The sequence below is a fragment of the Chitinophaga sp. LS1 genome (assembly GCF_034274695.1).
Taxonomy (GTDB): Bacteria; Bacteroidota; Bacteroidia; order Chitinophagales; family Chitinophagaceae; genus Chitinophaga.
Window position 1 is genome coordinate 7,359,603 of record NZ_CP128362.1, and the last position, 26,076, is coordinate 7,385,678.

Consider the following 26,076-nt stretch of genomic DNA (forward strand, 5'->3'; position numbering starts at 1 on the left):
TGAACGGCGGTAAATACCTTTGATCATCATACCTAAATCTAAATCGTATCTTTCTTCAAATTGAATAATTCGTTTATCTGTGACAAGTGGTGCTTCATATGTATTACATAATCAACGATCAGGTAATTTAGCGTTACCGGGTCGTTCTCGTTTACTTTAACTGTATGTTGCAAGACTTCTGTTGGTATAGTCCGTATCGTTAGTACCAGGTGCTCATTGAAAATGGTCCACAATTTAATTAAATTCTGCCAGTTCATAAACTGCCAGGCCTGTCCCTTTACCCAAAATTCCTGATCATATCCCGGAATTTGCAGCAAAGATATCTGTTGTGCGCGTATTATCCGAACGTTATTATTAATTGCTGAATCTACGAGGTGTCCCAATATTTCTTTTATACTCCATTTTCCGGCTTTGGGCCGCGCTGCTGCCTGCATATCGCTGATATTGGCCAGAAGTTGTCCCCACTCATTAATCAGCGTTTTCAGTTCCCCCGCTACCGTGTACTGCGGATGCTCAGCTCCAAAGGTATATTCCATTTTAACGTTACTGCGTTGGTACCTCCCCGGTTCTACAGGTATTTCCCTGAAGCCGATTTTTTCATACATATTCAACGCAGGCACCAGGATTGTATTGGAGTAAAGTACTACTTTTTTGTATCCCAGTTCTTCCGCAATGCGCATGATTTCTTTTACGAGGCGCCAACCTATCTTGTACCCCTGAAACTTTTCATCTACTGCTAGTTTCGTCATTTCTGCACTTTCTACATCTATGTGTTTCAGGGCGACGGTGCCTACTATTTCATCTTCGGCTGCTGCAAAGATAATCTTCCCTCCTTTACTAAGGATATCTTTATCGGCATGTTGTAATGCCGCGATGTCTGTCGGTTCAATGGTGAAATACTTTTCGATCCAATGTCTGTTTAATCTTTCAAAGTGTGGCAACAGGTCTGGTGCACAGCCTATCAGCCGGATAGGGTCAGTTGCTGTGTTCATATTTCCTTTTGTTTTTGATGAGATAAGTACTTGTTAAATTGTTCAAAGTGAAGCCAGTCCTCCCGTTCCAGGTCCACCCTCCGGATATGATCAGTTGCTGTGTTCAAGCTTACTCTTGCTTTTATTGACGGATACATTTACTATGTAGACACCGACCAATGTAACCAGGCAGGATAAAGCCGTTGTCCAGTTAAGCTGTTCCTTCAGGATCAGCCACCCAAGAATGACAGCTACAATGGGATTGATATAAGCGTATACCGATGCCAGTGAGGTCGGCAGGTTATTGAGCGCAAAGACATAGGAGGAATACCCTACGATCGATCCGACAAAAATCAGGTACAGCAAACTCTCCCACAATTGTAAGTTCATAGCAGATAAATGAAAACTATACCCCATCAGGGATACCGTGACAAGCATGACAATGCCACTAAAAAGCATCTGAAACCCTGCACCATAAAGGAAATTCACTTTTAACGCCCAGCGGGCAGTGAGTACAGAACCAATGGCCCAACTTATACAGGCGATGAAGGTAAGGAAAATACCTAGCCTGAATGCAGGGTTCATTAAACTGGACAGGTAATTGTAAAAAATGCCCGCTACTCCCAGCAACCCTACCAGCATGCCTACTATTAATAAAGGTGATAAGCGGGTACGCTGTACCATGAAATAACTGAATATAGTAATCCAGATTGGGACTGTGGCTACGATGATAGCACATAATCCACTGGGAATGTATTGCATGGCCCAGGTAATTAGGCCATTGCTCAGACAAAGCATCATTAAGCCTATTATAAATAAGCGGGAAAGAACGATTTTGTCAGGTAGACGGTAGCCTTTCAGCAGGAAAAAGCTGATCAGGATAATACCTGCGGCGGTTTGCCGCAGGCCTGCGAGCATGAGGCCATGCATGTGTCGTACTCCTACGCTGGAAGCGAGGTAGGTGGTACCCCAGAAGAAACTGACCATTACCAATGCTATATAGGAATGCGTGTTAGACTTTTTCATTGTGCGCGATGTTATAATCCGATAAGGGTGAATTCGTCATTGATTGCAGGAAGGATGTATTTGATGACTGCAATGGGAAAATATCACTCATTGCTTGCAGAAATAGTGTGTATGATGGCTGCAATGGGAGGTTTCTTTATGTAAAAGGTTGACATCGTCTTTTATTGTATGTCGATAACTTTATCCGTCTCATTGCCTCAAATGACTGCAATCAACTGCGACATCTCCTCCCACACAATATCTACATCCTCCTCCGTCGTACGCCAATTCACCAGGGCCGCCCTGATGCCGGGTATACCCTGATACACAGTTGGGGTCACCACCACTTTCCCGCTTTCATTCATTGACTGCAGAAATTGTTTGATAGCCGCAGGCAACTCTTCGGCCACAGCATTGAGTGTAAAACAAGCCACACACAAATTCACTGGCGCTAATAACCGGAACGTATCACTATCCTCAATCAATGCACCCAGTTTTTTAGTAAGCCGTACATTATTCTCTACTATATCAGCATATCCATTTGCTCCATATGCCATGAGCGTATGCCATGCCGGCAAAGCCCTAAGGCGGCGGGAATTTTCAGGAGTATAATTACTATATACAAAAAACTCATCCGGGTCAGGTAAATAGCTGGCACCTACATTTCTGAAAGCAGCCATTTGCAGTGTAGGATGTCTGGTAAAGATCATGGCGGAATCGTATGGTACATTCAGCCATTTATGTGCATCAATAGTGATGCTGTCTGCCGCTTCCCATCCCTGTAATAAATGGCGGTAGTCAGAATGACAAGCTGCGAAGCCACCGAAAGCCGCATCTACATGGAGATAGAACCCATATTGCTGTTTGAGGACAGCGAGTGACTGCAGATCGTCGAAGTCCACCGTATTCACCGTACCTGCAGCAGCAACGAAGATCAAAGATTCGTTCTTATGTGCTTCAAGGTAAGCTGTAAGTGCAGTGATATCTACTGATTCCCTGTCTGGCAGAGAAGGAATTTTAACAAGGGCATTTCTGCCTATTCCCAGCATGGCCATAGATTTTACTGTGCTTGAGTGCGGGGTACAGGAGAGTATTTTTATGGCAGGTAATGCAGCTACACCCTCCTGGGCTACATCTATGCCATGCCTGTTACCGAGCCACTGACGGGCGATGGCAAGACCTGAGAAGTTCGACATTGTAGCGCCGGAAGTGAATACACCGGTGTATGCATCTGGCAAACCGAATAACTGTCTGAGTAAAGCGATGGTTTCTCCTTCTATATAAAAAGAGGCGCCGTCTTTGTTGGCGGCGTTCATATCATATACTGATGTCAGCCAATCACCAGCAATGGCTGCGGGAGTAGCACCACCAGTAACAAATCCCCAGTAACGGCTGCCAGCATTACCGGCGAGGAGGGGTTCGTACCGTTTTTTGAAGGTACTGAGCGCTTGTGAGGCGCCGATGCCTTGTTTAGGAAGGGATAATGGGGTGAGGTTGCCTTTCGCCACATCGACGGGTAAGCTGTCTATTCCGGATAGGAACGCAGCACTGTAATCTTTGGTTTGTTGTAGCAACTGATCCATCTGCTGTAAATCATGGAAGAGTGTTTCATTCATGGCGGTAGGTTTGAGACTACAAAAATGAAATAAAAAGCCAATAAAAAACAGATTCAGTTTTTTGAATTTCGACCAGATCAGATTAGAGAGCTAGAATAGTTTATTTAAGGGCGCAGATGGGTTGGTTTATCTTGTCAGGAGGTTATCCAGTCTAGAAGGATATTCAGTTAAAGGTTATACGGCAAGGAGGTTATCCTGTCAGCAAGGATATCCAGTTAACAGGTTATCCGGCAAGGAGGTTATCCCGTAAGGAAAAAATGAACTTCCCTGACAGCGCAATATTCCAATTCAGGAAGGAAAGTTATCCTAAGCACAGAAAAATGTTCTGTACTGCAGGAATAGGTCTTCCTTATTACGTAAGGCTGTTCTGCCAGTAGGTTTCGACATAACACCAAAGGCTCTCCTAAAACAGCTGCCCCTGCGAACCAAACCTATGCTTCGTCTCATGCTCCAACAACCACTTCTTCCGCCATATTCCCCCTGCATACCCCGTCAATGTCCCATTACTCCCAATCACCCTATGACACGGCACCGCCACCCACAGCTGATTTCGACCATTAGTACTCCCTACCGCACGAATCGCCTTAGGATTATTCAAATCCTTTGCCAGCTGCAAATAAGTAGTTGTCTGCCCATACGGAATGGTCAACAGCCTATCCCATACAGACTGCTGAAAAGGCGTACCTTCCTGCGCAATAGGAAACGTAAATCCCTTCTGACTACCCGCAAAATAAGCATCCATCTCTGCAACACATTGCACGAATACATCAGGCAACTCTGTCTTACTCAAGACAGGCAGATCTGTCTTATCATTATCACGGATACTGAGTGCATTGATCGCCTTATTAGTGCCTATGATCAACAGACTGCCTACGGGTGTGGGGGTAAAGTAATAGTACTGTTCCATATCATTTATTGTTGTAATGATCTCCATAAATAGAATGTTGCATAAGCAGCATGTTGCTGCCAGTGCTGTGTATATCCTTTAATTTCGGCCAGTGAAGGCTTTGTTGGTAATTGCAATTGTTGTTTCAACGCATTGTGTAAACCTGCATCTTCCAGTGGCAATGCCTGCCAGTAACGGCTGAATTTCATCAGCACGTAATTGGCGGACCAGTTGCCAATGCCTTTGAATGAAATCAGATATTCACGGGCAGCGGTGTAGTCGAGTGATTGTAAATGTGCGAGGGTAAGGCGTTCTTCTGCCATCGCCCTAGCAAGAGAAATGATGTAATCAGCTTTGCTGCGGGAGAACTGCATCGCGATGAGGGCAGCAGGCTCCAGCTTTGCGATGGTAGCCGGTTGAGGATAGACATGATATGTCTTATTGCCGGAGGAAATTGCAGCACCATAAGTATGGATCAATCGCTGTTTCAGTGTGTATGCAAATGAAAGATTGATCTGCTGGCCGGTGATGGTCCAGGTAAGGGCTTCGAACAGTTCGGGAATTCCGATCAGTCGGAGACCTTTGTATTGCTGGATGAGTGGCGATAACACGCCGTCCTTTTTTGCGAACTTGTAGAATGGATGGAGGTCTGCATCTAGGTGTAACCAGTGAGTGATATAGTTTTTGATGTAATTGGTATCTATATTATCAGCATCAGCGGATATTTCTACCTGTAGTCCATCCTTTTTGGGTGCATCTGTAATGGCAGTAAGAACAGGGTTACCATTCACCACAATTACTTTGCGGAGGATATTGCCATCTACTTCATGCAGACATTCCTTGTCGGAACGACTGAGGAATACCAGGCATTCTGAGAAGGAAAAATTAGCATGGTCGGTGACTGGTATGTGAATTTTCATGTGCGCGATCATTTTAATTTGAACCTGAAGCTTACATTGTAACTTAAAAAGGGCTAGACCGTAATTGAACTTAGGTATACACCGTAACTTGAACCTAAAGTACCTAAGGCTTACACCGCTTGCAAGCCCTATACCCGTTCTTCACAGCATCCTCCCTGTTTTCATAAAATATCACATTATCCGGCCTCGGATTGGCAGCGCAGGAAGGCTTACAAAAGATGCCCGTAGTTTTGACAGCAGTATAAAATACCCCATCGAAATTTTTATCCTTACTCAGCAAGGCCTGTAGCATGACAGGTTGCGTCAGCGGCGTACCTTTTTTATAATCCGTGTTATCAAGAAAAACACCATGATCATTGTCTATTGAATGCGCCCCCCATTGAATGTACTCCTCTACCCATTCTTTAAAAGCAAAGAAGGCAGATCTGTTCAAATACCCGAAGCGCTCACGACCTGCCTGATAAATACGGATCCAACCAGTATCTTCCAACAACTGCAAGTGCTTTGAGACCGCCTGACGGCTGATATGGCCGAAGTGATCATTGATCTGATTTATATTGAGAGGGGCCTTCCGAAGAAGGTCAAGGACTTCCCTTCGAAGCGGGTCCGCAATGCCTTTGAACAACTCGTCCATTTAAGCAACTTTTTTGTTGCACAAACTTATGCAATTTTTTAGTTGCACAAAATTATTTTTCTTAAAAACAAACAGATTTATTTTTCTTACATTTGACCATATCAGAAATTCAATCACATGTTAAAAACTGCTGACCATCTATACCTGCAGATTGCAGAGAATGTAGAGCAACTCATCATCAAACAGGTATTAAAAACAGGAGACAAACTCCCGTCTGTACGCAACATGAGTGAAGAGCAAGGCGTGAGCATGAGCACTGCCTTCCAGGCCTATTATCACCTGGAAAGCAAAGGCATAATTGAATCCAGACCCAAATCAGGTTACTACGTCACCTACAGTCCACGGCGCATGCCGGAACTGCCGAAACAAACAGAGGCCGTCAAAAAGCCGTCTGAAGTAACGGTGCATGAAATGATCTCGCGCATGTATTTACATGGTTCCAATCCTGAGATTCTGAAATTTTCTTCTGCCGTGTTTCCCGTAGCACAACTCCCTGCTGCCAAGATGACCAAGGCCATGATACAGGCTATTCATAGATTACCGAATGGAGGGCTGGGCTATGATAGTCCACAGGGCAATGAAGACCTGCGCAGACAAATAGCACGTATGTCTATCGGATGGGGTGGCGCGGTGACGGAAGATGATAGTGTGATTGCGGCAGGTTGCTCTGATGCCATATCATTATGTCTTTCTGCGACGACGAACCCCGGAGATACGATTGCCGTGGAAAGCCCCACCTACTATGGCTTCCTGCAGCTGGCAGAGAACCTGGGGTTAAAGGTGTTGGAGATACCTACACATCCTTTGACAGGGGTAGATTTAGATTACCTGGATAAAGCGATTCCTAAGTTTAAGGTAAAGGTCTGCCTCTTTGTGACCAATTTCACTAACCCACTGGGAGCTTGTATGCCGGATAGTCATAAGCAGGAGCTGGTAAGAATATTAGAAAAATATGATATACCGCTGATAGAAGATGATATATATGGTGATATGTACTTTGGTAAAGAAAGACCCGGGTTATGTAAAACCTTTGATAAAAACGGGTTAGTGCTGCTGTGTAATTCGTTTTCCAAATCACTGGCGCCGGGGTATCGGGTAGGATGGGCATTGCCGGGGCGTTATAAAGAAAAAGTATTACGGATTAAACGTAACCGTGCTATCTCCTCTCCTTCTTTGCCCAGTGCTGCTATTGCGTGTTTTCTGGAAAATGGGCGGTATGAGCATCACCTGAGAGGAATGCGAAAAATTTTGCATACCCTGTTTATGCGGCATTTACAGGCTATTTCCGATTATTTTCCGGAGGACACCTGTGTAACCCGGCCCGGAGGCGGATTTGTGTGTTGGATAGAATTGAATCCAAAGATCAATACTTTTGAATTGTATGAGCAATCCCTGAAGCATAAAGTTATTTTTGCACCGGGCAGGATCTTCTCCCTACAGGACAGATATACAAATTGTTTGAGAATAAGTTATAGTAACCCTTGGAGTAAAACGGTGGAAGATGGGTTAAAGACAGTTGGCCGGCTGGCAAGAAAGCTAATGAGTTAATTATTAATGAAAATCAAAAAGATAGCAAGCGGGTATAAACTCCTTTTATTGAAAGACCTTAAATGTCAACAGCTACCTCTTAACTCAATTGAGAAAAAAACGAACTCAGGTACTTCATCATCTCCTTATTAATTGTCAATTGTACGTTTCTTCCCGTCTTATCATATATTAATATACCGCTGTCTACTAATATCTTTATATGATGTGAAACCGTGGGTTGGGACAAACCAGTCAGCTCTGTGATATCACAACACTGTATAGCAGACTGCCTGGAAGCAGCCAGCAATATGGACAAACGGTGTTTATCTGCAATTGCATTTGCTGCTTTCTCTATCATTACTGCATCCATTACGTAAAAGTATGATAAATCTCCCAAAAGAGGGGATACCCCATTCATCCCCAAAAAAAGAAAAGAAAAAAACTTTCAAAAACTCTCCCAAAATTACAAATCGTTAACAACCGTAACTTTTTCTACTGCGTATATGGTAGGAACACCTTAAGCCAACCATGAAGCATCATAGTCAGGTACATCTACAATTGTCAGTGAATAGTGAAGTTCCGATTTATCAGCAGATCAAATCGTACATCATTAACGAAATCAAGCGGGGGCGACTGTTGCCCGGCGCTCAGTTACCAGGTAGCCGCGTGCTTGCACAGCAACTACGCGTGAACCGTAACACCGTCATTCTTGCATATGAACATTTAGCCGCTGAAGGCTGGATTGCCACTCAATATAAGAGTGGGACGAGGATTAGTGATCCCATACCCCAGGAACTCGTTTCGCCAGATGCTCCTGAGGCAGAGGCGAAACCCTCGCTGGACATCACTTTCCGTCAGTTTGCTCCACCACAGCCGCTACCTTATAATAATGGTACATTTGATACCGTGTTCGACGAAGGTCAACCAGATGGACGTCTGTCTCCAATACCGGAGATCACCCGCGAAGTGAGGAAGATCCTGCACCAGCAAACCACCAAATTGCACCTGAAGAATTACAACGAAAGGGGTAATGAGCAACTGCTACAGGAGATCAACCTCGTATTGAACAACGACAGGGGCCTCGCTGCTGTGACTGAGAATATTTGTGTCACCCACGGGCACCAGGACTCCCTGTTCCTCGTAGCGCAGACATTGATATTCCCAGGTGATCAGGTAGCGGTAGAGCATCCCGGCTATCAGCCAGCATGGGAAGCTTTCAGGCTCACCGGCGCTCATCTCCACTATATTCCGGTTGATGAACAGGGCATTGATGTGGAAGCACTGGCAGTAGTTTGTCAGCATACATCCCTCAAAGCAGTATACATCACACCGCATCACCAGTACCCTACCACGTCTACGTTGCCAGTAGCACGACGTAAGCTGTTGCTGGAACTGAGTGAGCAATATCATTTTATGATCATTGAGGATGATTATGATCATAGTTATCACTTCGATGCACAACCGGTATTGCCGGTAGCGGGTATGCCGCATGCAGACAATGTTGTGTATATCGGTAGTGTGGCACCTTCTATACCCTTAAGTTTTGTATATGGTCCTGTTGAATTTATCCATTCACTGGCATCCTGCCAGATGGTGGTGAGTCAGCAACGTGATCGACTGCTTGAACAGGGAATGGCCAACCTGATGGCAGAAGGCGAGATCAGAAGATACCTGCAACAGACACATGCCACGTATAAAAAGCGATTGACACTGACTTCAGGTATACTGGAAGTGAACTTTACGGGGATTGCAGATTTTACTATTCCGAAAGGGGGGCTGGCTATCTGGATGCGTTTGCACCAGCCGCTTCAGATTGCACAATTGCACGCAGCTGGAATTTATATCGTAAACCCCGCTAGTTTTTATGCACCACAGTATATTGGGAAAACAGGATTGAGGTTAGGATTTGCTTCTCTGGAAGAAAATGCTATTGTGAAGGGATTGGATAAACTGGCCAAAATTTTACGACGATAAATTTATAGAAGATTTTATATTGAAAAAAACCTCTCATACTTTGGAGTAACAAAGTACATGGACAAGCCCTCTTATACTTGGATATGGTAATTTAACCGGGGGCTGACTAAAAAGTAAAATGAAGGCGCTGAGAATTGCGTAAAAGCCATTCATCACCCTCACCTACCCGAGAGGGTGTACCTTTTTAGTCAGCCCCTTTTTTTATGGGAATGTGAGAATAAATTTTTTACGACAAGGTAGAATGATACATACAATCAATCTGCAGTTCTGCCGAAGCTAAAGATTTGTTCAAAAAAAGACAGTTGTGCTGTCTTTTTTTATTGCCCTGATAATGTGCACAGGTATAACACATTCTTTGTAATTCACCGCTTTCCTGGTTCATAAGACCTGCTATCATCGCAAAGATGGTTTGATAGAGGTTGTTCTTTTCAAAAGCAGGACGTTTTTCTAATACTTCAGTTAAGGGCAATACATATTCTTCTGCTTTGAGCAGGATGTCCCGCCCCACTTCAGTAGGCAACATAGAGAAGCTACGCCTGTCACGTTTGTCAGGTTGCATTTCCAGTAAGCCTTTCGAAACAAGAGAGGCGGCAGCATCGCTGATGGTAGGTCGGCTAAGTTGTAATTCGGTGGCAATGTGCGCCACTTTGTTCAGTTCCGCCGGATGATAGCCAATGAAGAGGAGGATTTGTAACTGCAGGGGGGTAAGCCCCAGGGTACGCGCCTGCTCCCATTGCAAGGCTTTCAGCATGTCGCTGAGGCGTTGTAGTGACAGAACGAGTCTGGCATCCAGGCTGTGAAGCTGCTGTTGCGGACTAAAGTTGGATGGTTTTCTCTGTGGCATGTAAGGGTGCAAAAGTAAAGTGGTTACAGTTGAGGAATAAGAGCCAGATGAAAGTATTTTTCAGGCAAAGTGGCCTGGTAGGCCAAGGTTTATGTATGAAAGAAAACATCAAATTGTGTGAATTGCGACCTCCGGCTGTCATTCACACAATTTAAGCGGCATTGATTGGTGGCAGCAATAGCTGCCGCCAATCAATGCCAAAAGCGAAATGCAGATAATAAGTTATATTTACCCTTACAACACAGGTATTTATACGCTTTTCTTTATCGCCCCATTCTTCTAGTTTGCATTATCAATCATTACAAAACACGCTTATTTATGAAGCACCACGATTCCATCCGTATCTTTGCGCCGGTTTTACTACTGCTATGCTTTAGCAGATGTACTCCTGGAAACCCCGACAATTTTCAGATCCCGCTGGACAAAGCACGCGCCAGCCGTCATGTGATCTCTCAGCAGGAAGCTGACAACCTCATTACCGGGTTCCAGCGTGGTAAAAAAGAATTGCAGGCCCGCCTGCCAGGCAACTATCTCGACAGCGCTTTCAACCTTCCCAATGCTGAAATGTTCAACCGTGATGCTATTGCCGCTCTGCTGAATGCCAAAGGCGCAGATGGTGTCCGCATTTACCTCGGTAAGGATGAAAAAGGCCAGGTAAGACTGGTATTACTGCCGGTAGACCGCAAAGGCAATGATATCCATACCACCCTCGTAAGCCGTGAAACCGCCCTCAATGTACCAGGTATCGAATCCGCAAAAGCACAGGGTAACCTGCAGGCAATGGAAAGCGGACAACGTTGTCCTCCACTTTGTAAAGATGTCGTACAACCCAAATAAATGAATAATCTAGGCGCATTCTTTGTCAGCCAGATTGTAATTATCCCATTAGTGATAGGGCTGATACGCTTTAACAAAACAGTGACCAGCTATCAGCCCTTCCTCCTTTTGCTTGCCCTGGCTTTCATTTCGGAATCTATCAGCTTTATTTGCATTGAAGTACTCAACACCAGCAATGCGATACCTTTCAACCTATATGGGCTGGCAGAATGTATGGTTGTACTGTATCAGTTTTATATATGGGGGTTTCTAAAACGGAAGTACCGTCTCTATATCGTACTTGCCGCAAGCCTCACTGCCGGATGGATCACTGAGAATCTATTCTTTTCACAGATCGAAAATTTCAGCCCTGTTTTCAGGGTCACGTATGCATTCATTGCCGTGTTGCTCAGTATCAATGAAATTAATTACCTTATTGTTCAGGACAACAAGAACCTGTTGCGTAACTCCCGTTTTCTCATCTGCATGGGATTTATCATCATTTTTATTTACCAGATCATCTATGAAGCCTCCTTCTTCGTGGGGTCAGATACTATATTGACCCTCAAGATTGTTTTTATGTTCAACTATATCAATGCTTTTGTAAATTTGATCTATGTGCTCGCGGTGTTGTTTATCCCCGTCAAGACTGCTTATTACTTTAAAAAACACTTTGAAGCGTAGCATCGTCAATGCCCCATGGATGATAAGATCTTTTATACGACCGTCTTTATTTCACTGCTGATAGCGGTCATTATCATATTCTTTGTCGTCTCCATTATTCTCTACCACCGCAGGTATATACAGCTGCAAAGGGAGCGGATTGTAGCGGAAATTACCATCCTGGAAAATGAACGTAAACGTATTGCTGCAGATCTGCATGACAGCATGGGGCCACTACTTTCTACCATCAAGCTGAACATCAATAGTATCCAGGTGCATGATGAACATGATAAAATGGTCATTGCCCGTTCGGGTACCTATATCGACGAGGTTATCAGGGGATTGCGGCAGATCTCCCACAACCTGCTGCCCGCTACCCTGGAAAGGAAAGGACTGACGGATGCTATTCATGAATTTATCAGACAGGTTTCTGCCAAAGCCCAGCTGGATATACGGTTTCATACCTCCGGTCAGATCAGTATTCCGGCAGAGAAAGAGATCCATCTGTTCCGTATTATCCAGGAGATCACTCATAATACCCTTAAGCATGCCAAAGCCACCCAGTTACAGATCGTACTGAGCCGTGAAAACGGGTTCTTCCTGGTATTGGTCAAAGAAGACGGGATAGGATTTGACGTGAGGAAAGTAAAAGCAGAATCTACCGGATTGGGGATGAAAAGCCTGGCAATCAGAACGGATATTTTGCATGGGCATTTGTCGATTGAATCTGCCCCGGGGCAGGGAACGAACTATTTCATTAAAATTCCCGCAGGATGATGTAATTTTACCATCATACCGATACCATTACCCCCAAAAGATTCAACTAACATGTACGACATCCGATTAGTGATAGCTGATGATCATGAGATATTCCGTGATGGCCTGGCACTGATGCTTTCCAGACAACCAAATATTAATCTGGTAGGTCAGGCAGGTGATGGGAGGGAATTGCTGGAACTATTGGAAACGACAGCAGTAGATGTGGTCATGACCGATCTGAAAATGCCATTGATGGATGGCATTACCGCTACCCGCACTTTATTACAACGGTTTCCCCATATCAGGATCATTGCGCTTTCTATGTTTGATGAAGAGGAATTGATTGTGGAGATGCTGGAGGCAGGGGCGAAAGGGTATTTGCTTAAAAATGCAGATAAACAGGAAATTGTGGAAGCGATCACCAGTGTGTTTGACGATAAGATCTTTTATTGCAGACAGACGAGTTCCAAGCTGGCTTCGATGATTGTGAGGAGCCGGTTCAACCCTTACCGTGATGCACACCCGATTATATTTACGGATCGGGAAAAGGAGATTATCCGGTTGATTTGTTTACAGTATACTGCCCAGCAGATCGGGGAGAAGATATTTTTGAGCAAACGGACAGTGGAAGGTCACCGGACAAGGATTTTGGAAAAAATGAATGTAAAGAATACGGCTGGAGTGGTCGTGTTTGCGTTAAAGAATAATTTGATAAGTGAGGCGGAGTTATTGTAAAAGCCCCCCTCCTTGATTACATTTGTCCTATCAACATTCATTAGGACCTATGACACGTATCACAATCATCCGACACGGAAGTACTTCATGGAACAAGCAAGGCAGAATGCAAGGCAGCACAGATATACCGCTGGATGAAGAGGGTATTGAACAGGCACAAAAACTGGGGGCCAGACTGGCAGCTGAACAACCCTGGGATATTATTTACACCAGTCATCTTTCCAGGGCGAAAAAAACCGGAGAAATCATTGCTGAAGCCATCGGCCTCTCACCGGTACTGACAGATGAAAGACTGCGCGAAGTTTCCGGTGGTCAGACAGAAGGTACGGTGGAAGAAGACAGAATTGCCAAATGGGGACCCGACTGGCGCCAGCTGGATCTGGGAATGGAACGTGCCGATGCTGTATACGAAAGAGGCGTAGCATTTATGAAAGACCTTTTGGAAGAACATGCCGGCAAACGGATCCTCATCGTGAGTCATGGAAGCTTTATCCGCCATATGCTCCGTCACCTGACACCTGAATTTGAACTGACCGAACACCTGAAGAATACAGGCGTATCAAGACTTGTGGTAGATGATACTAAATGGTTCTGCGACCTGTATAATTGTACGACTCATCTGGATTAATTATTTTAAATAAATTCCTGTTATGAAACCCACGACTTCCGGATATGCACCCGCAAATGGATTAGACCTCTATTATGAAATTTATGGCAGTGGAGATCCACTGGTATTGATTCATGGTGGCGGCTCTACTATTGAGAGCAATTTTGGCTATTTCATTCCCCTGCTGACTGGCGATCGCCAGATCATTGCCATGGAGCTACAGGCACATGGGCATACGAAAGACCGGGGCACTCCCACCAGTTTTGAACAGGATGCAGATGATGTAGCTGCATTACTGGCTTTTTTGAATATTCCACAGGCAGAAATACTGGGGTTTAGCAATGGCGGGAATACTGCTATGCAACTGGCCGCACGACATCCGCAGGTGGTGAAAAAGCTGGTGATCGCATCTTCGTTTTATAAGAGAGATGGGCTGTTTAAAGGTTTCTTTGATTTTATGAATACTGCCAGCCTGGATAATATGCCGATGGGATTGCAGGAGGCATACCTGGCTATCAATAATGATCGTGCAGCATTGGAGATCATGCATAACCGTGATCGTGACAGGATGTTGGGCTTTCAGGACTGGCCGGATGAGATGCTTAGGAATATTACCTCCCCTACCCTCATTATTGGAGGGGATCAGGATGTGATGGTACCTGAGCATTTTGTGGAGATGTTTAGATTATTTCCGAAGGCACAGCTGGCGATATTGCCCGGTGGTCATGGCGGATATCTGGGAGAGGTGACGCAAAGACATTTATCAGGGGAGCAGCCGGAAATAGCGGCGAAACTGATATTGGCGTTTCTGAATAGTTAGGTAGGTCACCGGTACCCAGATACAGATATTAGCGTTTCTGAATAGTTAAGTATGTAACTTGCAAATATGATCAAGTACAGGCAATTCGAACCGGTAATTATTGAGACAAGGGAAATCCTGACAGAAGCATATACTACCCATAGCCATACCTATCATGAATTCTTCCTCATCCGTTCCGGAACAGGCAAGCATATATTTCGTAACCAGGAGGTGTCTTTTCAAAAAGGAGATCTCTTTTTTATTGCACCCGGCGAACCACATTCATTCCTGATTCCCCGCGTGGCAAAGGCTACGCTGATCAAGTTTAGTGACGACCTGCGCTCATTACTAAAAACATATGTCAACAAGTGGGATATTGATGGCGTAGTAATGGCCAGTGCCAAATCGCCGTTGAATGCCTACATTCCGCTGAGCACTGAAGATAAGGTCATTGTGACACATATCTTCAATGCAGTGGAAGCCATGAAAGATCAGACGATGCTGAATGAACAACTGATCTTACATCAGCTGGTTTCGCTCATCGTGATTATGGAACGTAACCTGACAGACAGGCGGTATCCCAATCCTGACAGGCTCATTGTTGACCAGATGGTCAAGCATATACATAAGCATATGAAGCTGCCGTTGCTGCTCACTTCACAGCATATGTCGGAGGTGTTCAATATTCCTGCTACCTATATCGGCGCGTATTTTAAGCGGCATATGGGGCAGTCATTGAAGGCATATATCAATGAGTGTAGGATGGTGATGATAGGCCGTATGATCAGGAAGAACAATGTTCCCGTTTCGGTGATCAGTCATGACTTTGGGTTTACGGATGAAAGTCATTTTCTGAAAACGTTTAAGAAGTTTTACCAGATGAGTCCTACGGCGTATAAGAAAGCGGTGTTGTCGTGACAACCCTTACCTTGACATCGTAGCCGCACGTTCCATCATAGAACGATCTTCCGATTCGCCATGTTTCCAGTAACCGTACGCCTGCCAGCTATCACGCTTCACGATTGTATGTTTCCGGAGTTTATCCTGTATTTCGTTCACAGCTCCATGTTCTGCGAATGCATAGATATATGAACTACCTTGCAGCGTATTTTCAATTGCATTAAATGCTGCAGGTAAACCGGAAGTATCACCGGGATGTTCATTATACAACCAGGTAATGTCAATACCCGCCGGCTTGTTGATCGGTAACACATCTTCAGCACCATGCACTTCAATATACGCATGGCCCTTAGCAGCAGGGCCCAGCTTTTCCAGCAATGCACTGATAACTGGTAAAGCACTATGATCACCAAAGAAATAATAATCTTCTGCAGACCGCATAAGCTTTTTCCTATTAGCTTTCATGAGCACACCAAGTTCATCACCGGGTTCAGCATTCATAGCCCAGGCAGATGCAGGACCGGGATTTTTATGCACGACGAAGTCGATAGCCATCTCCCCTTTCTCCGCATCAAATGATCGTAAGGTATATGTTCTCACTATCTGGTTGGGATAATCAAACAGACTACGCGTAGCCATATCAGGCAATTCGACAGGAACAGATTTATCCTTTGGGATAATAATCTTATTATTGTCTCCTGCTTCGGCTCTCTGGTAAATCTGGATATCATCGCCGGTAAGGATAATCCGGATGTAATGAGGGGTCAGTTGTTCTCTGCGCTTTACTTTTAGGATTGCCCGCATGAGGCTATTGGGATCGATTTGCATTGTTGAATAATTTTAGACAAAATTCCGGATAGCAGCACGGGTTTATTGGTAAATATTAAATAATCATTGGTATTTTTTTATAACTTTAGCCTATGCTGACTACAGACAATCTCAGAACAATCGAAAAAGGAAGGAGAGCACACATTTATTGCAAAGTCACGGAGATTGCGCTGTTTGTGGCTACTGGCGGCTTTCTTGAAGAAGGCAACCGGCTATTGCAGGAACTATGGAAGTTCAAAAGGCGGCATGAACGCGATACCTGGCTGGCAGATACTGCATTTACGGTGTTATGGTCTGCGGCAGGTGCTGTACCTGCGGATGTACCTTTTGAGTTAGGGAATATAGATGAGATTGAAAGATCTATGCGAAATTATATTGCCATAGATAAGTGGGCGTATGAAATGCCAGCAATGCCCTGGACTTCACTATCAGGCGTAAACCTGGTGAGAAAGGCTTTTATTACAGCTGGTATGTTTAAAAACAGGGCACTGCCTGTACAGGAGAATTACGAAGATGTCACTGATTTTATGAACGACACGCTGCATGCAGTAAATCTTCAGCCAGAAGATGAGTTTCCGGTAGCTTACAAAGAATTGCTGGCACTTGAAATGATTGAAAGACTGGCAGAAGAGGAATATGATTCTGATGAAGCATATGCATTGGGTGCAGAACTGGCAGCAAAGAATGATCAGCCTGATTCAGCAATAAAGCTGGCAAAGCATTGGGCAAAAGCACCAGTAAGACCGGCTTTGATGGCAGGTGGCAGACATATAGCACCGTTGTTATTGCAGGGGGTGATTGCAGAGGATCTGGGTTTGAATAAAGATAACGTCAACGAATATCTCGAAGAGGCGATCATAGCATTGAATAAAAGCACAATGAAACGCGGCTGGTTAAGTTGGGCCGGGTTTTAAATGAAGATACACTCAATGAAACGAGGATAGTTCTATCAGGTGGATATTAAATAACGTTCTTTAAAGAAATAAGCCCAATGGAACCACACCGGTTTCATTGGGCTTATTTCTTTAAATGTCCGTGTACTTTACTGGTATTTTCAGTTCTTGCATGGTGTATTTTTTCAATACACCGTGGAGGAGATTACGAATTAAAATAGGCTACTAACTCTTAAACCTCTAAAAGTTAGTAGCCACAATAAAACTTTAATTATTCGTAAATACTTTTTGCAGATGGTCATTATACCTGCTTAAATCTCTATTAATATCTGAATTCTTTTCTACGTCATGAAAATGCAGACTTTCCAGCGGAGTCATACCAGTAAAGGCATTCATGCGATGAAACCCAAAGAGTACCCCCTCATCTACTGACTTTTCCAGAAAGAACTCTCCGGGTAATGTAAAGGCCGTAGCAGGTGCATTCCACGAAGTTGTGACCAGGTATTTGCGGCCATGCAGCATACCGCCGGTACCATAGTTGATAGCAGGATTTTCTGCTTTACGTCCATCGCTGCGATAGATGCCTTTGCCCTGACCAGCGGTGAAAACTACATCCAGGTATTTCTTAAATTCATGCGGCAGACCAAACCACCATACAGGTGTATGATAAATCACAGCATCTGCCCATACAAAATTCTCTACTTCTTTTTCCGGAACGTATGTATCGTTGATGTCGGTATAGCGTACTTCATATCCTTCCTCCTTATCGAAGAAGGCCCTGGTGGCCTCAGAAATCGTTTTATTAAACCGGCCGCCGGAGTGACCGAATACCTGTCCACCATTTATCACGAAGATCTTTTTCATTGTCGTTTTTATTTACGATGCAAAACTACTACCCCTACATCTACTATTAAAATAATATAAATTATACCTTTGTATCATAATTCTGATAGATGGTAAATCTCGAATGGTTTAGAACCTTTAAAACTATATATGAGACTGGTAGTCTTACAGGTGCTGCAGAAGCGCTGTACGTGTCACAACCGGGCATCAGTCTGCATCTCAGTTCGCTGGAAGCCTATGTAGGCTATAAGTTGTTTGACAGAACTTCCCGTAAGTTGATTGCCACCGAACGTGGAAAGCTGCTGTACAACTATATTTTAGATGCCCTGAATAAGCTGGAAGAGGCGGAGCAACACTTTCACAGAAGTACTGAAGCGGAAAGGCCCACGGTGAGTGTAGGGATGTGTTTTGAAACCTTTCAGTTTACACTGGAGCCATATCTACCGACCCTGCCGTTTAATGTGATCATTAAATTCGGGGAGTATCCGGAAATGCTGAGCGATCTGGATGCAGGCATTCTCGACCTGATCATTACGCCACAAAAAGGGGATTATCCTCAATTAAAGTATGAGGCATTCTTTAAAGAAAGAATTGTCGTGGTAGGTGGTGCGAAGACGAATACAACTAAGTTCGGAAAACTGCTGAAAGCGGACGACAGATCAGGCATACTGGACTGGCTCAAACAACAGACCTGGTATGGAACAACCGGGGATATGGAACACCTGCGGCGGTTTTGGTTTAATAATTTCGATAAACGACCGGATTTTAAACCGAATTATATCGTGCCGAATATCTGCTCAATCTTACGATGCCTGAGTGTAGGAGATGGGATCGCTGTAGTACCCGATTTTCTGGCTAAAAAGGAGCTGGAAGAGGGCAAGGTGAAATTGATATGGGAAGGGAGCAAAATACACGAAAACACGCTCTATTTTGGCACAAGGAAGAAAAGTATGTATGAGGGTGAGATCGCGAAGGTAAAAGAGATCTTTTTACGTGAGATGGTAAAGGATGAAGTAAAGGGGATCAGCTGAAACAAACCTTTTTGCTGGAAATGACAAAACCTACCTAAATTCGGCTTCTAAAACCTGTAATTCATGAAGTTAGCAACGATCTACCTCCTTGCGGTATTGCTGGGCGCCACCAGCATTGCCAAAGCACAGTCGCAAACCGAAGTCCTGGTAAAAGAATGGGAAAGAGCAAAGGCCTACACCAAAGAATACCTGGATGCGATGCCGGATAAAGACTACAGCCTGAAACCAACCCCTGAAATGCGTTCATTCGCAGACCAGTTCCTCCACCTGACGGATGCAAACTATGGATTTATCTCCGCCGTCAGCGGACAAAAGAGTCCTGTTGGTTTTGGGGAATCAGAAAAATCTGCTGACAAATCCAAAGCAGCTGTAACCAAAGCCGTTATGGACGGGTATGATTTTGTAATTGCAAGTATCCAAAAGATACCGGCTGCTCAGCTGAATGACAAAATTAACCTGTTTGGAAAATTTGAGATCACCAAAGAACAGGCTATTTACAAAGCTTTTGAGCACCAAACACATCACAGAGGCCAGGCCACTGTTTACCTCCGCCTGGCAGGTGTAACACCTCCGCAGGAAAAACTGTTTTAAAATTATCCTAAAGCCGTCTCTATTGAGGGGACGGCTTTTGTTTTTTATGCTTCGCCCCCATCCTCATTCCTCTATTTATTATATTATTCAGGAGGAAATACCCCTGGCGACTATATTCGTAATTGGATTGTGGGTATTTCCCTATTCTCCGTTTTTTTTGAATGAGAGCACTTATATGATTTCTTCCCCACTGAATGCGAAGGAGTTTGCAAATAGCCGGGCAACATCCACAGGTAACCTGGGTGTTACTTTGGATAAGACTTTGGGCGGATGGATGATTGCGACCCATCGCGTCGTATTTATACCGTGGCTCACGCCGGGATTTGGATTCTTAGCATATATAATGATGCTATGTAGGGGATTTAGGTAAATTTGGGTATTGATAAAGTAACGATCGTATTTCAAAGATCGTGCATATGCCGAAGAAAATATGACAGTACCTATTTATAAGCTGGAGCAGGACGAGTTCATGAAGGATGGCCAATTTAAAGTCTACAATTTTGAAGGCAATTATCCGGACCGCTCAGAATTACTGATCCCTCATCGCAAAGATCATTATTTAGTTGTCCTGATCCGAACCGGGGGCCGCCGTCAGTGGATAGATATGAACGCTATCGAACTGAAGAAGAATACGGTTTATTTTACTAACCCACAGCAGGTGATTGTAAAAGAGGAGCTAACGCAATTATGGAGTACGGGGATTGCTTTTACAAAGGAATTTTTATCCCTGTATGGAAATGAAGCTTTATTAAAACTGCCCTTGATTGTAAATCCTTATAACGGGTATGAGCTGGAAATGACCACAGAGGATATAATCGTTGTAGAAGAATTATTGCAGAAGATCAATGTCGAGTACAGGCAACGGGGAGAATGGCAGCAACGTATGCTATGTGCCTACCTCACCGTATTGCTCACATACCTGAGCAGACGCTATACGGAACAATATAAAGGCAATGACCTTAGCAGTGAGCAAATATTATTAAAACGCTTTCAGGCAAAGATTGATGAATTTTATCAGCAATATCATGAAGTGAATGATTACGCATCCATGCTTAATATTTCTGCCGGGCATTTAAGTGACGTCGTTAAGGGGCAAAGTGGCAAGCCTGCCATCAAGCATATTCATGATCGCCTGATCATGGAATCCAGACGTTTATTATTTCACACAGATCAGCCACTGAAGGATATTTCCTTCCAGCTTGGTTTCTCGGACACTTCTTATTTTAACCGGTTTTTTAAACGCGAAACCGGCCTCACTCCTGCTACTTATCGTGACCAGGCAAGGGCCATGTATCAATAATGGATTTACGTTCAAAATCTCAAAATTATTTTTTGAGATTTTGAACTTTTCATACCTACGTAATGTTAAGTATTGTTTGTAAACTGTTGTACTCATTTTTAAATCCCAAACACCACAACTTTTTAATAGCCCTTTTTTATTACCTCACTTTTAATCAATAACATTATGGATGGTTACATTGGCGAAATCAGAGCATTTGGCTTTAATTTTGTACCTACTGGCTGGCTTCCTTGTGATGGAAGCACGCTCCAGATTCAACAACAATCTATCCTCTTCTCCGTTATCGGTAATCGATTTGGAGGGAACGGAACAACAAATTACATGCTTCCGGATCTAAGAGGTGTAACGCTCGTTGGTGTAAATACTGCACAAAGCGGATATAACACCCCAGGCATTACCGGAGGATCTGAAAATGTAACACTCACGGTGAGCACTATTCCGGCGCACAATCACCAGATAGGTGCAGTTACACGTTCAAGTGCAGCTCAATTAACACAGGCAACGAATGTGCCGGCACCCACTGCTTATCTTACCAATGCTTACTCCACAGGCCTTAGTCTGGGTATTATTGCTTATGCAGATACTGCCAACGGTACGCTGAACCCTCAGAGTATTTCGACTGCAGGCGGCAGTCAGGCACATAACAATATGTCGCCCTACCTGGCCATGACTTATTGTATCTGTGTGGAAGGCGAATATCCACAACACCCCTGATTCACAATTTTCATTCACACATTTGAATTTCACTTATGGAAAATTATCTCGGAGAGATTCGTGCATTTAGTTATGGCCGGGCACCAAGAGGTTGGGTTCCCTGCAACGGCCAACTTTTACCGCTTGCACAAAACCAGGCTTTATTTGCCTTACTGGGCATATATTATGGGGGCAACGGCACCACCAACTTCCAATTACCTAACTTAAACGGCAGAAGTATTGTTGGTACCGGTACCAGCAAAAGTGGTAGTAATTATCCTATAGGTCAGGCTGCTGGCACTGAATCGGTAACACTTAATTCCAACGAGCTCCCCTTACACAATCACCTCGTTCGTACCAAAAGTGCTTATGATGTAGGTTCGCCGTCAACCAACTTCCTGGGAAATCCTGACATAAAAGGTACATCGCCTGTGGCCAATAAAGCGACGGTCAACTTATATGCTGCGAGTGCAGGCACTTTGACACAGATGGGTCCCTGTATTACACAGGCAGGTAATAACCAACCTCACGAAAACAGGCAGCCATACCTGGTGATCAATTATTGCATTGCCACACAAGGCATATACCCATCCAGGCAATAACATTCCCAATAACCTTCAAAAATATTTTATGGATAATTACCTCGGAGAAATCAGAGTTTTTGCCGGCAATTATGCACCTATTGGCTGGTCAATTTGCAATGGGAGTCTGCTCTCAATCAGTGAAAATGAGGCATTGTTCACCCTTATCGGCACCACTTACGGTGGTAATGGCAGCACCAATTTTGCATTGCCGAACCTGCAGCAGAGAATAGCTTATGGCCAGGGCACACTGCAGGGAGGGGCTACCTATACAATGGGTGAAAATGCCGGTTTAGCCAATGTAACATTGCTCACTACCCAGATACCTTCGCATACACACAATCTGATGGCAAGTACCAGCAATGCTACTACCGGTGAACCTAACAATGGGTTCCTCGCCAATACGAATGGTACTACCAGCACGCCACCACCGCCTACTCCCTACCCGGATGTAAAACTGTATACGGCGCTGCCATTGCCATCAGGAGCATCAGCACCAAATGTAACGCTGGATCCTACTGCGATGACGGTCACTGGTAGTTCGTTACCGCACGATAACCAGATGCCTTATGTCACCATTAATTTTATCATCGCATTGGTGGGTATATATCCTAGCTTCTCTTAACTGATATGACAATAGGAATTATTTCGTCCAGTGATCAGTTTCTGCCACTGGCATACACACTTGCAAATAACAATTTGCAGGTGTGTATCTTTTTTGCACCCGGGCAGGATGCATATGTCAACCAAAAAGTGAATACGCTTGCTGCACATTTTGCAATGGCAACCGGTGATGTATATAACTGGCTGGAACAATGTAAACCAACAGTGGTGTTTGTATATGGATATCCGCACCTGTTGGATGTGAGCAAATTCACTATGCCTGTCTTTAATATTCATGCAGGTTCACTCCCGGCTTTCCGGGGACCAGCGCCTGTATTCTGGCAATTGAAAAAGGGGATGCCACAACTCTGCCTTAGCATACATGTACTAACTAACAGGTTTGATGCAGGGCCTGTGGTCTGGGTAAAAAATATTCCCGATCAGCCACATTATAATTATGCATTGGTGCACCAGATATTTAGCCAGGTGGTGATTGAAGGCGTCTTCTTTATATTACAGGCACTAGCTGCGGGAATGCCACTACCAGATCTGCCTGCTGCCGGACCTGCTGCTTACCAAAAACGGCCCGTGGCAAAGGATGTGCTGATTGATTGGAATACCATGTCTGCCACTGAAATTTGTAACCTGATCCGGGCATGCAATCCATGGAATAAAGGTGCGGCTACCAGGTTGAACGGGCAGGAAATAAAACTGATGGATGGTATGCAAAGTGTTATGACAACTACATTACCACCGGGGAGTATAGTCAGCGAAGGATTGATTGCTGTAAAGGATGGTCATTGTATACAGGTCAATATGCTGGCGCTGGAAGATATCTTTGTGCCGGCATATCATGCGGAATATTATGGAATTAAACAAGGACTCATTTTGCAATGAGTCCTTGTTAATTTAGGCGCTCACTTCAGAGCCGAAGTCGAAACCTCCGCCTCCATTTCCGAGAGTGAGGTCATTTACTTCATACACTTTGATGTCCGGAGTCGTCCAGATGGGCTTTGATGATGTTTGTTCGCTTTTCATTTGTTGGATTTATTAGTAAATAGAGGGACTCATTTTGCAATGAGCCCCCTTTAATAATTTAGTTGCTTGACTCTGAAGCGAAGTCAAATCCTACTCCGCCACCTCCTAGGGTGATGTCATTTATTTCGTAGACTTTAATATCAGGTGTAGTCCACACCAGTTTTTGGGATGCTTGTTCGTTCATGCTGTTTTGTTTTAAATATTAAGGTATTTTGTATCCTTTTTGTGCTAATGCAGTCAGAATTTCACTGGCTATTACAGACTGGCTTGTCCTCAGAATAGCTGTGTCTTTTCTGTTTGCATGATTGAAAGTCAATCCATCTCCGGACAGGTAACGCTGGAATGCAATGCTTTGTTTATCAACTGCTTTGATATAGTCTTCATGCCTGTGAACACGTGATATATAGTCAGGCGAATACATGCCCTTATCCTTTCTCCACAATACTTCCCCTGGCACTATTCCCTGCATGGCATGGCGAATGAAGCTTCTTTTATATCCTCCTTTTACAAACAAATGCATGGGAACATCTATCATAAATTCCATGACTTTTTTGTCCAGTAGCGGTACTGCACTCTGCATACCAAACCGTTCATTACGTTTTGCAAGCATGGCAGGAAATAAGCCGGTTCTGCCATTCCGGAGGTTGTCGCACATATGCGCACGGATGTCATCTACTGATGAGAAGGACAGGTCCCTGCTATACTTTTGAAAAAACATTTCCTGCAGAAATGGTGCCTGTACCTCATCCCCCTTTTTCCCTTTTGCAACCTTCGCTATCAATTCCCGTTTGATGATATGGGAAACCTTCTTCCCTTCTTTGTTGGCGAACTCCTTCATCAGTTTCAAAGCACCCAAAAAGCGACCGCTCTTAACCATGTTGTAGATAACGGGATTACCTTTCCAGGAGACCCAGTGATCGCCACCAAAACCAGTATATAATAAGCCAATTTGTTTTTCTTTTGCGCTTTCCAGGATCGCATGATCCATATAATAGAATACGTTAGGAAATGTTTCGTCCCGTTCAAAAGCGGCTTCAATACCATCAAATGGGCCATAGGAAGAGGCTGTTACATATGTTTGGATAAGGTTGTGACAGTGACTGCCGATCACATCTATATATGTACGCTCATCTTCTTCTTCCGAATGATGCTTTTCGGGCAATATTGCAGAAAAAGCATAAAGCGGTTTATTCTTTTTCTGCAATACTTCGGATAGTATGCAGGCAAGGACAGATGAGTCGAGGCCACCACTCAAGGTAATGCCAACAGGTTTATCTGTATTCAGCCTATTGCTCACCGCTTCATATATCAGTTCTTTCAGGCATTCATGCCAGTCTTTGTCTTTCTTAAACCGATAGCGACCACCTACAGGCTCCCAGTATTTGCGGATAGTCATTATGCCATTAGCCAGTACCAGTATATTTCCACCACACAGGGTCCATACATCGGCATCATAGGTGGCTGTTGGGCACGATTGCCTGAAGTAGTATTCAATCAGGCTCACCTCGTTGAATCTTGGAGGAGAAGGTTTGAAGGCTTCCACTCCTTTTTGTTCGCTACAGAATATAAATACCTCTGGGGAATCGTAATAATATAACGCGCGAAAACCAATATGGTCTGTGGCAAGAAAGCATTGTTGCCTGATCTTATCCCATATACAAATAGCAAATTCACCTTCCAGGTGCTGCACAAATGCTTTCTCCCATTTGTTCCAGGCATGTAGAAGCAATACAACATCCGAACAGTCTGCCGGAGCAGCTGTTTCCTGTAGGAGTATCCCCCGGTTATCAATCCGTAAATCAGCAATCATCACCAGTTCTTCTGTTACAAAGGGCATAGTTTGCTGTCGTTCTGTCTCATTCATGGCCAATTTGCAATAGGCCAGGGCGATATATTGATCGGTCCAGACATCCATTCCATCTATAGCCCGGTGTTGCAAAACTTTACTGATACGTTGAACTACTGCCGGCTCCAGTGGGTTGCACTTTTTGTTAATAATACCGAATATGGCACTCATGG

30 protein-coding genes are annotated in these 26,076 nt (G+C 44.2%); 17 read left to right on the forward strand and 13 right to left on the reverse strand.

The window, feature by feature from the left end; translation table 11 throughout:
- Nucleotides 1–38: 38 nt before the first annotated feature.
- From QQL36_RS30100 to QQL36_RS30125, 6 genes are all read right to left on the reverse strand, one after another.
- A complete protein-coding gene (locus tag QQL36_RS30100; RefSeq protein ID WP_321567823.1) occupies nucleotides 39–992 on the reverse strand; it encodes a GNAT family N-acetyltransferase in 954 nt (317 codons plus the stop codon).
- A gap of 90 nt (nucleotides 993–1,082) precedes the next feature.
- Nucleotides 1,083–1,997, reverse strand: coding sequence for an EamA family transporter (locus tag QQL36_RS30105; RefSeq protein ID WP_321567824.1), 915 nt, complete (start codon nucleotides 1,995–1,997; stop codon nucleotides 1,083–1,085).
- A 197-nt stretch (nucleotides 1,998–2,194) separates the two neighbouring features.
- Nucleotides 2,195–3,592, reverse strand: coding sequence for a pyridoxal phosphate-dependent decarboxylase family protein (locus QQL36_RS30110; protein ID WP_321567825.1), 1,398 nt, complete (start codon nucleotides 3,590–3,592; stop codon nucleotides 2,195–2,197).
- Between the two features lie 403 nt (nucleotides 3,593–3,995).
- Nucleotides 3,996–4,526: a methylated-DNA--[protein]-cysteine S-methyltransferase gene (locus QQL36_RS30115; RefSeq protein WP_321567826.1), complete on the reverse strand. Its 531-nt coding sequence runs from the start codon at nucleotides 4,524–4,526 to the stop codon at nucleotides 3,996–3,998.
- Nucleotides 4,505–5,398, reverse strand: coding sequence for a DNA-3-methyladenine glycosylase (locus tag QQL36_RS30120; protein WP_321567827.1), 894 nt, complete (start codon nucleotides 5,396–5,398; stop codon nucleotides 4,505–4,507). Before QQL36_RS30120 ends, QQL36_RS30115 begins: the two co-directional genes overlap by 22 nt.
- 103 nt (nucleotides 5,399–5,501) lie before the next feature.
- Nucleotides 5,502–6,032, reverse strand: a complete 531-nt coding sequence (locus QQL36_RS30125; RefSeq protein ID WP_320575683.1) for an ArsR/SmtB family transcription factor — start codon at nucleotides 6,030–6,032, stop codon at nucleotides 5,502–5,504.
- A 117-nt stretch (nucleotides 6,033–6,149) separates the two neighbouring features.
- On the opposite strand from QQL36_RS30125, the gene QQL36_RS30130 reads away from it, so the two are divergent.
- Complete coding sequence (locus QQL36_RS30130) at nucleotides 6,150–7,580, forward strand: PLP-dependent aminotransferase family protein (RefSeq protein WP_321567828.1); 1,431 nt, start codon at nucleotides 6,150–6,152, stop codon at nucleotides 7,578–7,580.
- 79 nt (nucleotides 7,581–7,659) lie between these two features.
- On the opposite strand, the gene QQL36_RS30135 is transcribed toward QQL36_RS30130, so the two are convergent.
- A complete protein-coding gene (locus QQL36_RS30135; RefSeq protein WP_083722385.1) occupies nucleotides 7,660–7,929 on the reverse strand; it encodes an ArsR/SmtB family transcription factor in 270 nt (89 codons plus the stop codon).
- Nucleotides 7,930–8,087: 158 nt separating this feature from the next.
- Between QQL36_RS30135 and QQL36_RS30140 the strand changes: the two genes are divergently transcribed.
- Nucleotides 8,088–9,533: a PLP-dependent aminotransferase family protein gene (locus QQL36_RS30140; protein WP_321567829.1), complete on the forward strand. Its 1,446-nt coding sequence runs from the start codon at nucleotides 8,088–8,090 to the stop codon at nucleotides 9,531–9,533.
- A 226-nt stretch (nucleotides 9,534–9,759) separates the two neighbouring features.
- On the opposite strand, the gene QQL36_RS30145 is transcribed toward QQL36_RS30140, so the two are convergent.
- Nucleotides 9,760–10,377 (reverse strand): helix-turn-helix domain-containing protein, encoded by a 618-nt coding sequence (locus QQL36_RS30145; RefSeq protein ID WP_321567830.1) that lies wholly within the window; start codon nucleotides 10,375–10,377, stop codon nucleotides 9,760–9,762.
- A 318-nt stretch (nucleotides 10,378–10,695) separates the two neighbouring features.
- Here QQL36_RS30145 and QQL36_RS30150 point away from each other — a divergent pair, with 318 nt between their 5' ends.
- The 7 genes from QQL36_RS30150 (at nucleotide 10,696) to QQL36_RS30180 (ending at nucleotide 15,674) form a co-directional block, all read left to right on the forward strand.
- Complete coding sequence (locus QQL36_RS30150; protein WP_083722388.1) at nucleotides 10,696–11,214, forward strand: hypothetical protein; 519 nt, start codon at nucleotides 10,696–10,698, stop codon at nucleotides 11,212–11,214.
- Nucleotides 11,215–11,877 carry a hypothetical protein gene (locus QQL36_RS30155; RefSeq protein ID WP_083722389.1) on the forward strand — a complete coding sequence of 221 codons (663 nt, stop codon included), beginning with the start codon at nucleotides 11,215–11,217 and terminating at the stop codon, nucleotides 11,875–11,877.
- 15 nt (nucleotides 11,878–11,892) lie between these two features.
- Nucleotides 11,893–12,633 carry a sensor histidine kinase gene (locus QQL36_RS30160; RefSeq protein ID WP_083722390.1) on the forward strand — a complete coding sequence of 247 codons (741 nt, stop codon included), beginning with the start codon at nucleotides 11,893–11,895 and terminating at the stop codon, nucleotides 12,631–12,633.
- 51 nt (nucleotides 12,634–12,684) lie between these two features.
- Nucleotides 12,685–13,350 (forward strand): response regulator transcription factor, encoded by a 666-nt coding sequence (locus QQL36_RS30165; protein WP_083722391.1) that lies wholly within the window; start codon nucleotides 12,685–12,687, stop codon nucleotides 13,348–13,350.
- A gap of 49 nt (nucleotides 13,351–13,399) precedes the next feature.
- Complete coding sequence (locus QQL36_RS30170; protein WP_321567831.1) at nucleotides 13,400–13,978, forward strand: histidine phosphatase family protein; 579 nt, start codon at nucleotides 13,400–13,402, stop codon at nucleotides 13,976–13,978.
- A gap of 22 nt (nucleotides 13,979–14,000) precedes the next feature.
- Nucleotides 14,001–14,777 (forward strand): alpha/beta fold hydrolase, encoded by a 777-nt coding sequence (locus QQL36_RS30175; RefSeq protein WP_143708811.1) that lies wholly within the window; start codon nucleotides 14,001–14,003, stop codon nucleotides 14,775–14,777.
- A 66-nt stretch (nucleotides 14,778–14,843) separates the two neighbouring features.
- Entirely contained in the window at nucleotides 14,844–15,674 is an 831-nt protein-coding gene (locus tag QQL36_RS30180) for an AraC family transcriptional regulator (RefSeq protein WP_083722394.1), read from the forward strand.
- Between the two features lie 6 nt (nucleotides 15,675–15,680).
- Here the strand turns inward: QQL36_RS30180 and QQL36_RS30185 are convergent, their stop codons facing one another.
- Complete coding sequence (locus tag QQL36_RS30185) at nucleotides 15,681–16,484, reverse strand: siderophore-interacting protein (RefSeq protein WP_321567832.1); 804 nt, start codon at nucleotides 16,482–16,484, stop codon at nucleotides 15,681–15,683.
- Between the two features lie 92 nt (nucleotides 16,485–16,576).
- Between QQL36_RS30185 and QQL36_RS30190 the strand changes: the two genes are divergently transcribed.
- Complete coding sequence (locus QQL36_RS30190) at nucleotides 16,577–17,398, forward strand: hypothetical protein (protein WP_083722396.1); 822 nt, start codon at nucleotides 16,577–16,579, stop codon at nucleotides 17,396–17,398.
- Nucleotides 17,399–17,644: 246 nt separating this feature from the next.
- On the opposite strand, the gene QQL36_RS30195 is transcribed toward QQL36_RS30190, so the two are convergent.
- Nucleotides 17,645–18,241, reverse strand: coding sequence for an NAD(P)H-dependent oxidoreductase (locus tag QQL36_RS30195; RefSeq protein WP_083722397.1), 597 nt, complete (start codon nucleotides 18,239–18,241; stop codon nucleotides 17,645–17,647).
- An 89-nt stretch (nucleotides 18,242–18,330) separates the two neighbouring features.
- Here QQL36_RS30195 and QQL36_RS30200 point away from each other — a divergent pair, with 89 nt between their 5' ends.
- The 7 genes from QQL36_RS30200 to QQL36_RS30230 all read left to right on the forward strand — a co-directional run bounded on the left by QQL36_RS30200 (nucleotide 18,331) and on the right by QQL36_RS30230 (nucleotide 23,916).
- Nucleotides 18,331–19,251, forward strand: a complete 921-nt coding sequence (locus QQL36_RS30200; RefSeq protein ID WP_321567833.1) for a LysR family transcriptional regulator — start codon at nucleotides 18,331–18,333, stop codon at nucleotides 19,249–19,251.
- 63 nt (nucleotides 19,252–19,314) lie between these two features.
- Complete coding sequence (locus QQL36_RS30205) at nucleotides 19,315–19,842, forward strand: DinB family protein (protein WP_321567834.1); 528 nt, start codon at nucleotides 19,315–19,317, stop codon at nucleotides 19,840–19,842.
- A gap of 430 nt (nucleotides 19,843–20,272) precedes the next feature.
- Nucleotides 20,273–21,142, forward strand: coding sequence for a helix-turn-helix domain-containing protein (locus tag QQL36_RS30210; protein WP_321567835.1), 870 nt, complete (start codon nucleotides 20,273–20,275; stop codon nucleotides 21,140–21,142).
- Between the two features lie 165 nt (nucleotides 21,143–21,307).
- Nucleotides 21,308–21,856, forward strand: a complete 549-nt coding sequence (locus tag QQL36_RS30215) for a phage tail protein (protein WP_083722402.1) — start codon at nucleotides 21,308–21,310, stop codon at nucleotides 21,854–21,856.
- Between the two features lie 35 nt (nucleotides 21,857–21,891).
- Nucleotides 21,892–22,437, forward strand: a complete 546-nt coding sequence (locus QQL36_RS30220; RefSeq protein ID WP_083722403.1) for a phage tail protein — start codon at nucleotides 21,892–21,894, stop codon at nucleotides 22,435–22,437.
- Between the two features lie 28 nt (nucleotides 22,438–22,465).
- Nucleotides 22,466–23,041 carry a phage tail protein gene (locus QQL36_RS30225; RefSeq protein WP_083722404.1) on the forward strand — a complete coding sequence of 192 codons (576 nt, stop codon included), beginning with the start codon at nucleotides 22,466–22,468 and terminating at the stop codon, nucleotides 23,039–23,041.
- 5 nt (nucleotides 23,042–23,046) lie between these two features.
- Complete coding sequence (locus QQL36_RS30230; RefSeq protein ID WP_083722405.1) at nucleotides 23,047–23,916, forward strand: formyltransferase family protein; 870 nt, start codon at nucleotides 23,047–23,049, stop codon at nucleotides 23,914–23,916.
- A gap of 12 nt (nucleotides 23,917–23,928) precedes the next feature.
- Here the strand turns inward: QQL36_RS30230 and QQL36_RS30235 are convergent, their stop codons facing one another.
- The 3 genes from QQL36_RS30235 to QQL36_RS30245 are packed head-to-tail and all read right to left on the reverse strand — an operon-like array spanning nucleotide 23,929 to nucleotide 26,074.
- Entirely contained in the window at nucleotides 23,929–24,057 is a 129-nt protein-coding gene (locus tag QQL36_RS30235) for a hypothetical protein (protein WP_255373864.1), read from the reverse strand.
- A gap of 58 nt (nucleotides 24,058–24,115) precedes the next feature.
- Nucleotides 24,116–24,241, reverse strand: a complete 126-nt coding sequence (locus QQL36_RS30240; protein ID WP_321567836.1) for a hypothetical protein — start codon at nucleotides 24,239–24,241, stop codon at nucleotides 24,116–24,118.
- 18 nt (nucleotides 24,242–24,259) lie between these two features.
- Nucleotides 24,260–26,074 carry an asparagine synthetase B family protein gene (locus QQL36_RS30245; RefSeq protein WP_321567837.1) on the reverse strand — a complete coding sequence of 605 codons (1,815 nt, stop codon included), beginning with the start codon at nucleotides 26,072–26,074 and terminating at the stop codon, nucleotides 24,260–24,262.
- Nucleotides 26,075–26,076: the final 2 nt, after the last annotated feature.

Coding starts and splice junctions, on each gene's coding strand:
- QQL36_RS30100 (WP_321567823.1), bottom strand. CDS start 992: ATGAACACAGCAACTGACCCTATCCGGCTGATAGGCTGTGCACCAGAC.
- QQL36_RS30105 (WP_321567824.1), bottom strand. CDS start 1,997: ATGAAAAAGTCTAACACGCATTCCTATATAGCATTGGTAATGGTCAGT.
- QQL36_RS30110 (WP_321567825.1), bottom strand. CDS start 3,592: ATGAATGAAACACTCTTCCATGATTTACAGCAGATGGATCAGTTGCTA.
- QQL36_RS30115 (WP_321567826.1), bottom strand. CDS start 4,526: ATGGAGATCATTACAACAATAAATGATATGGAACAGTACTATTACTTT.
- QQL36_RS30120 (WP_321567827.1), bottom strand. CDS start 5,398: ATGAAAATTCACATACCAGTCACCGACCATGCTAATTTTTCCTTCTCA.
- QQL36_RS30125 (WP_320575683.1), bottom strand. CDS start 6,032: ATGGACGAGTTGTTCAAAGGCATTGCGGACCCGCTTCGAAGGGAAGTC.
- QQL36_RS30130 (WP_321567828.1), top strand. CDS start 6,150: ATGTTAAAAACTGCTGACCATCTATACCTGCAGATTGCAGAGAATGTA.
- QQL36_RS30135 (WP_083722385.1), bottom strand. CDS start 7,929: ATGGATGCAGTAATGATAGAGAAAGCAGCAAATGCAATTGCAGATAAA.
- QQL36_RS30140 (WP_321567829.1), top strand. CDS start 8,088: ATGAAGCATCATAGTCAGGTACATCTACAATTGTCAGTGAATAGTGAA.
- QQL36_RS30145 (WP_321567830.1), bottom strand. CDS start 10,377: ATGCCACAGAGAAAACCATCCAACTTTAGTCCGCAACAGCAGCTTCAC.
- QQL36_RS30150 (WP_083722388.1), top strand. CDS start 10,696: ATGAAGCACCACGATTCCATCCGTATCTTTGCGCCGGTTTTACTACTG.
- QQL36_RS30155 (WP_083722389.1), top strand. CDS start 11,215: ATGAATAATCTAGGCGCATTCTTTGTCAGCCAGATTGTAATTATCCCA.
- QQL36_RS30160 (WP_083722390.1), top strand. CDS start 11,893: ATGGATGATAAGATCTTTTATACGACCGTCTTTATTTCACTGCTGATA.
- QQL36_RS30165 (WP_083722391.1), top strand. CDS start 12,685: ATGTACGACATCCGATTAGTGATAGCTGATGATCATGAGATATTCCGT.
- QQL36_RS30170 (WP_321567831.1), top strand. CDS start 13,400: ATGACACGTATCACAATCATCCGACACGGAAGTACTTCATGGAACAAG.
- QQL36_RS30175 (WP_143708811.1), top strand. CDS start 14,001: ATGAAACCCACGACTTCCGGATATGCACCCGCAAATGGATTAGACCTC.
- QQL36_RS30180 (WP_083722394.1), top strand. CDS start 14,844: ATGATCAAGTACAGGCAATTCGAACCGGTAATTATTGAGACAAGGGAA.
- QQL36_RS30185 (WP_321567832.1), bottom strand. CDS start 16,484: ATGCAAATCGATCCCAATAGCCTCATGCGGGCAATCCTAAAAGTAAAG.
- QQL36_RS30190 (WP_083722396.1), top strand. CDS start 16,577: ATGCTGACTACAGACAATCTCAGAACAATCGAAAAAGGAAGGAGAGCA.
- QQL36_RS30195 (WP_083722397.1), bottom strand. CDS start 18,241: ATGAAAAAGATCTTCGTGATAAATGGTGGACAGGTATTCGGTCACTCC.
- QQL36_RS30200 (WP_321567833.1), top strand. CDS start 18,331: ATGGTAAATCTCGAATGGTTTAGAACCTTTAAAACTATATATGAGACT.
- QQL36_RS30205 (WP_321567834.1), top strand. CDS start 19,315: ATGAAGTTAGCAACGATCTACCTCCTTGCGGTATTGCTGGGCGCCACC.
- QQL36_RS30210 (WP_321567835.1), top strand. CDS start 20,273: ATGACAGTACCTATTTATAAGCTGGAGCAGGACGAGTTCATGAAGGAT.
- QQL36_RS30215 (WP_083722402.1), top strand. CDS start 21,308: ATGGATGGTTACATTGGCGAAATCAGAGCATTTGGCTTTAATTTTGTA.
- QQL36_RS30220 (WP_083722403.1), top strand. CDS start 21,892: ATGGAAAATTATCTCGGAGAGATTCGTGCATTTAGTTATGGCCGGGCA.
- QQL36_RS30225 (WP_083722404.1), top strand. CDS start 22,466: ATGGATAATTACCTCGGAGAAATCAGAGTTTTTGCCGGCAATTATGCA.
- QQL36_RS30230 (WP_083722405.1), top strand. CDS start 23,047: ATGACAATAGGAATTATTTCGTCCAGTGATCAGTTTCTGCCACTGGCA.
- QQL36_RS30235 (WP_255373864.1), bottom strand. CDS start 24,057: ATGAAAAGCGAACAAACATCATCAAAGCCCATCTGGACGACTCCGGAC.
- QQL36_RS30240 (WP_321567836.1), bottom strand. CDS start 24,241: ATGAACGAACAAGCATCCCAAAAACTGGTGTGGACTACACCTGATATT.
- QQL36_RS30245 (WP_321567837.1), bottom strand. CDS start 26,074: ATGAGTGCCATATTCGGTATTATTAACAAAAAGTGCAACCCACTGGAG.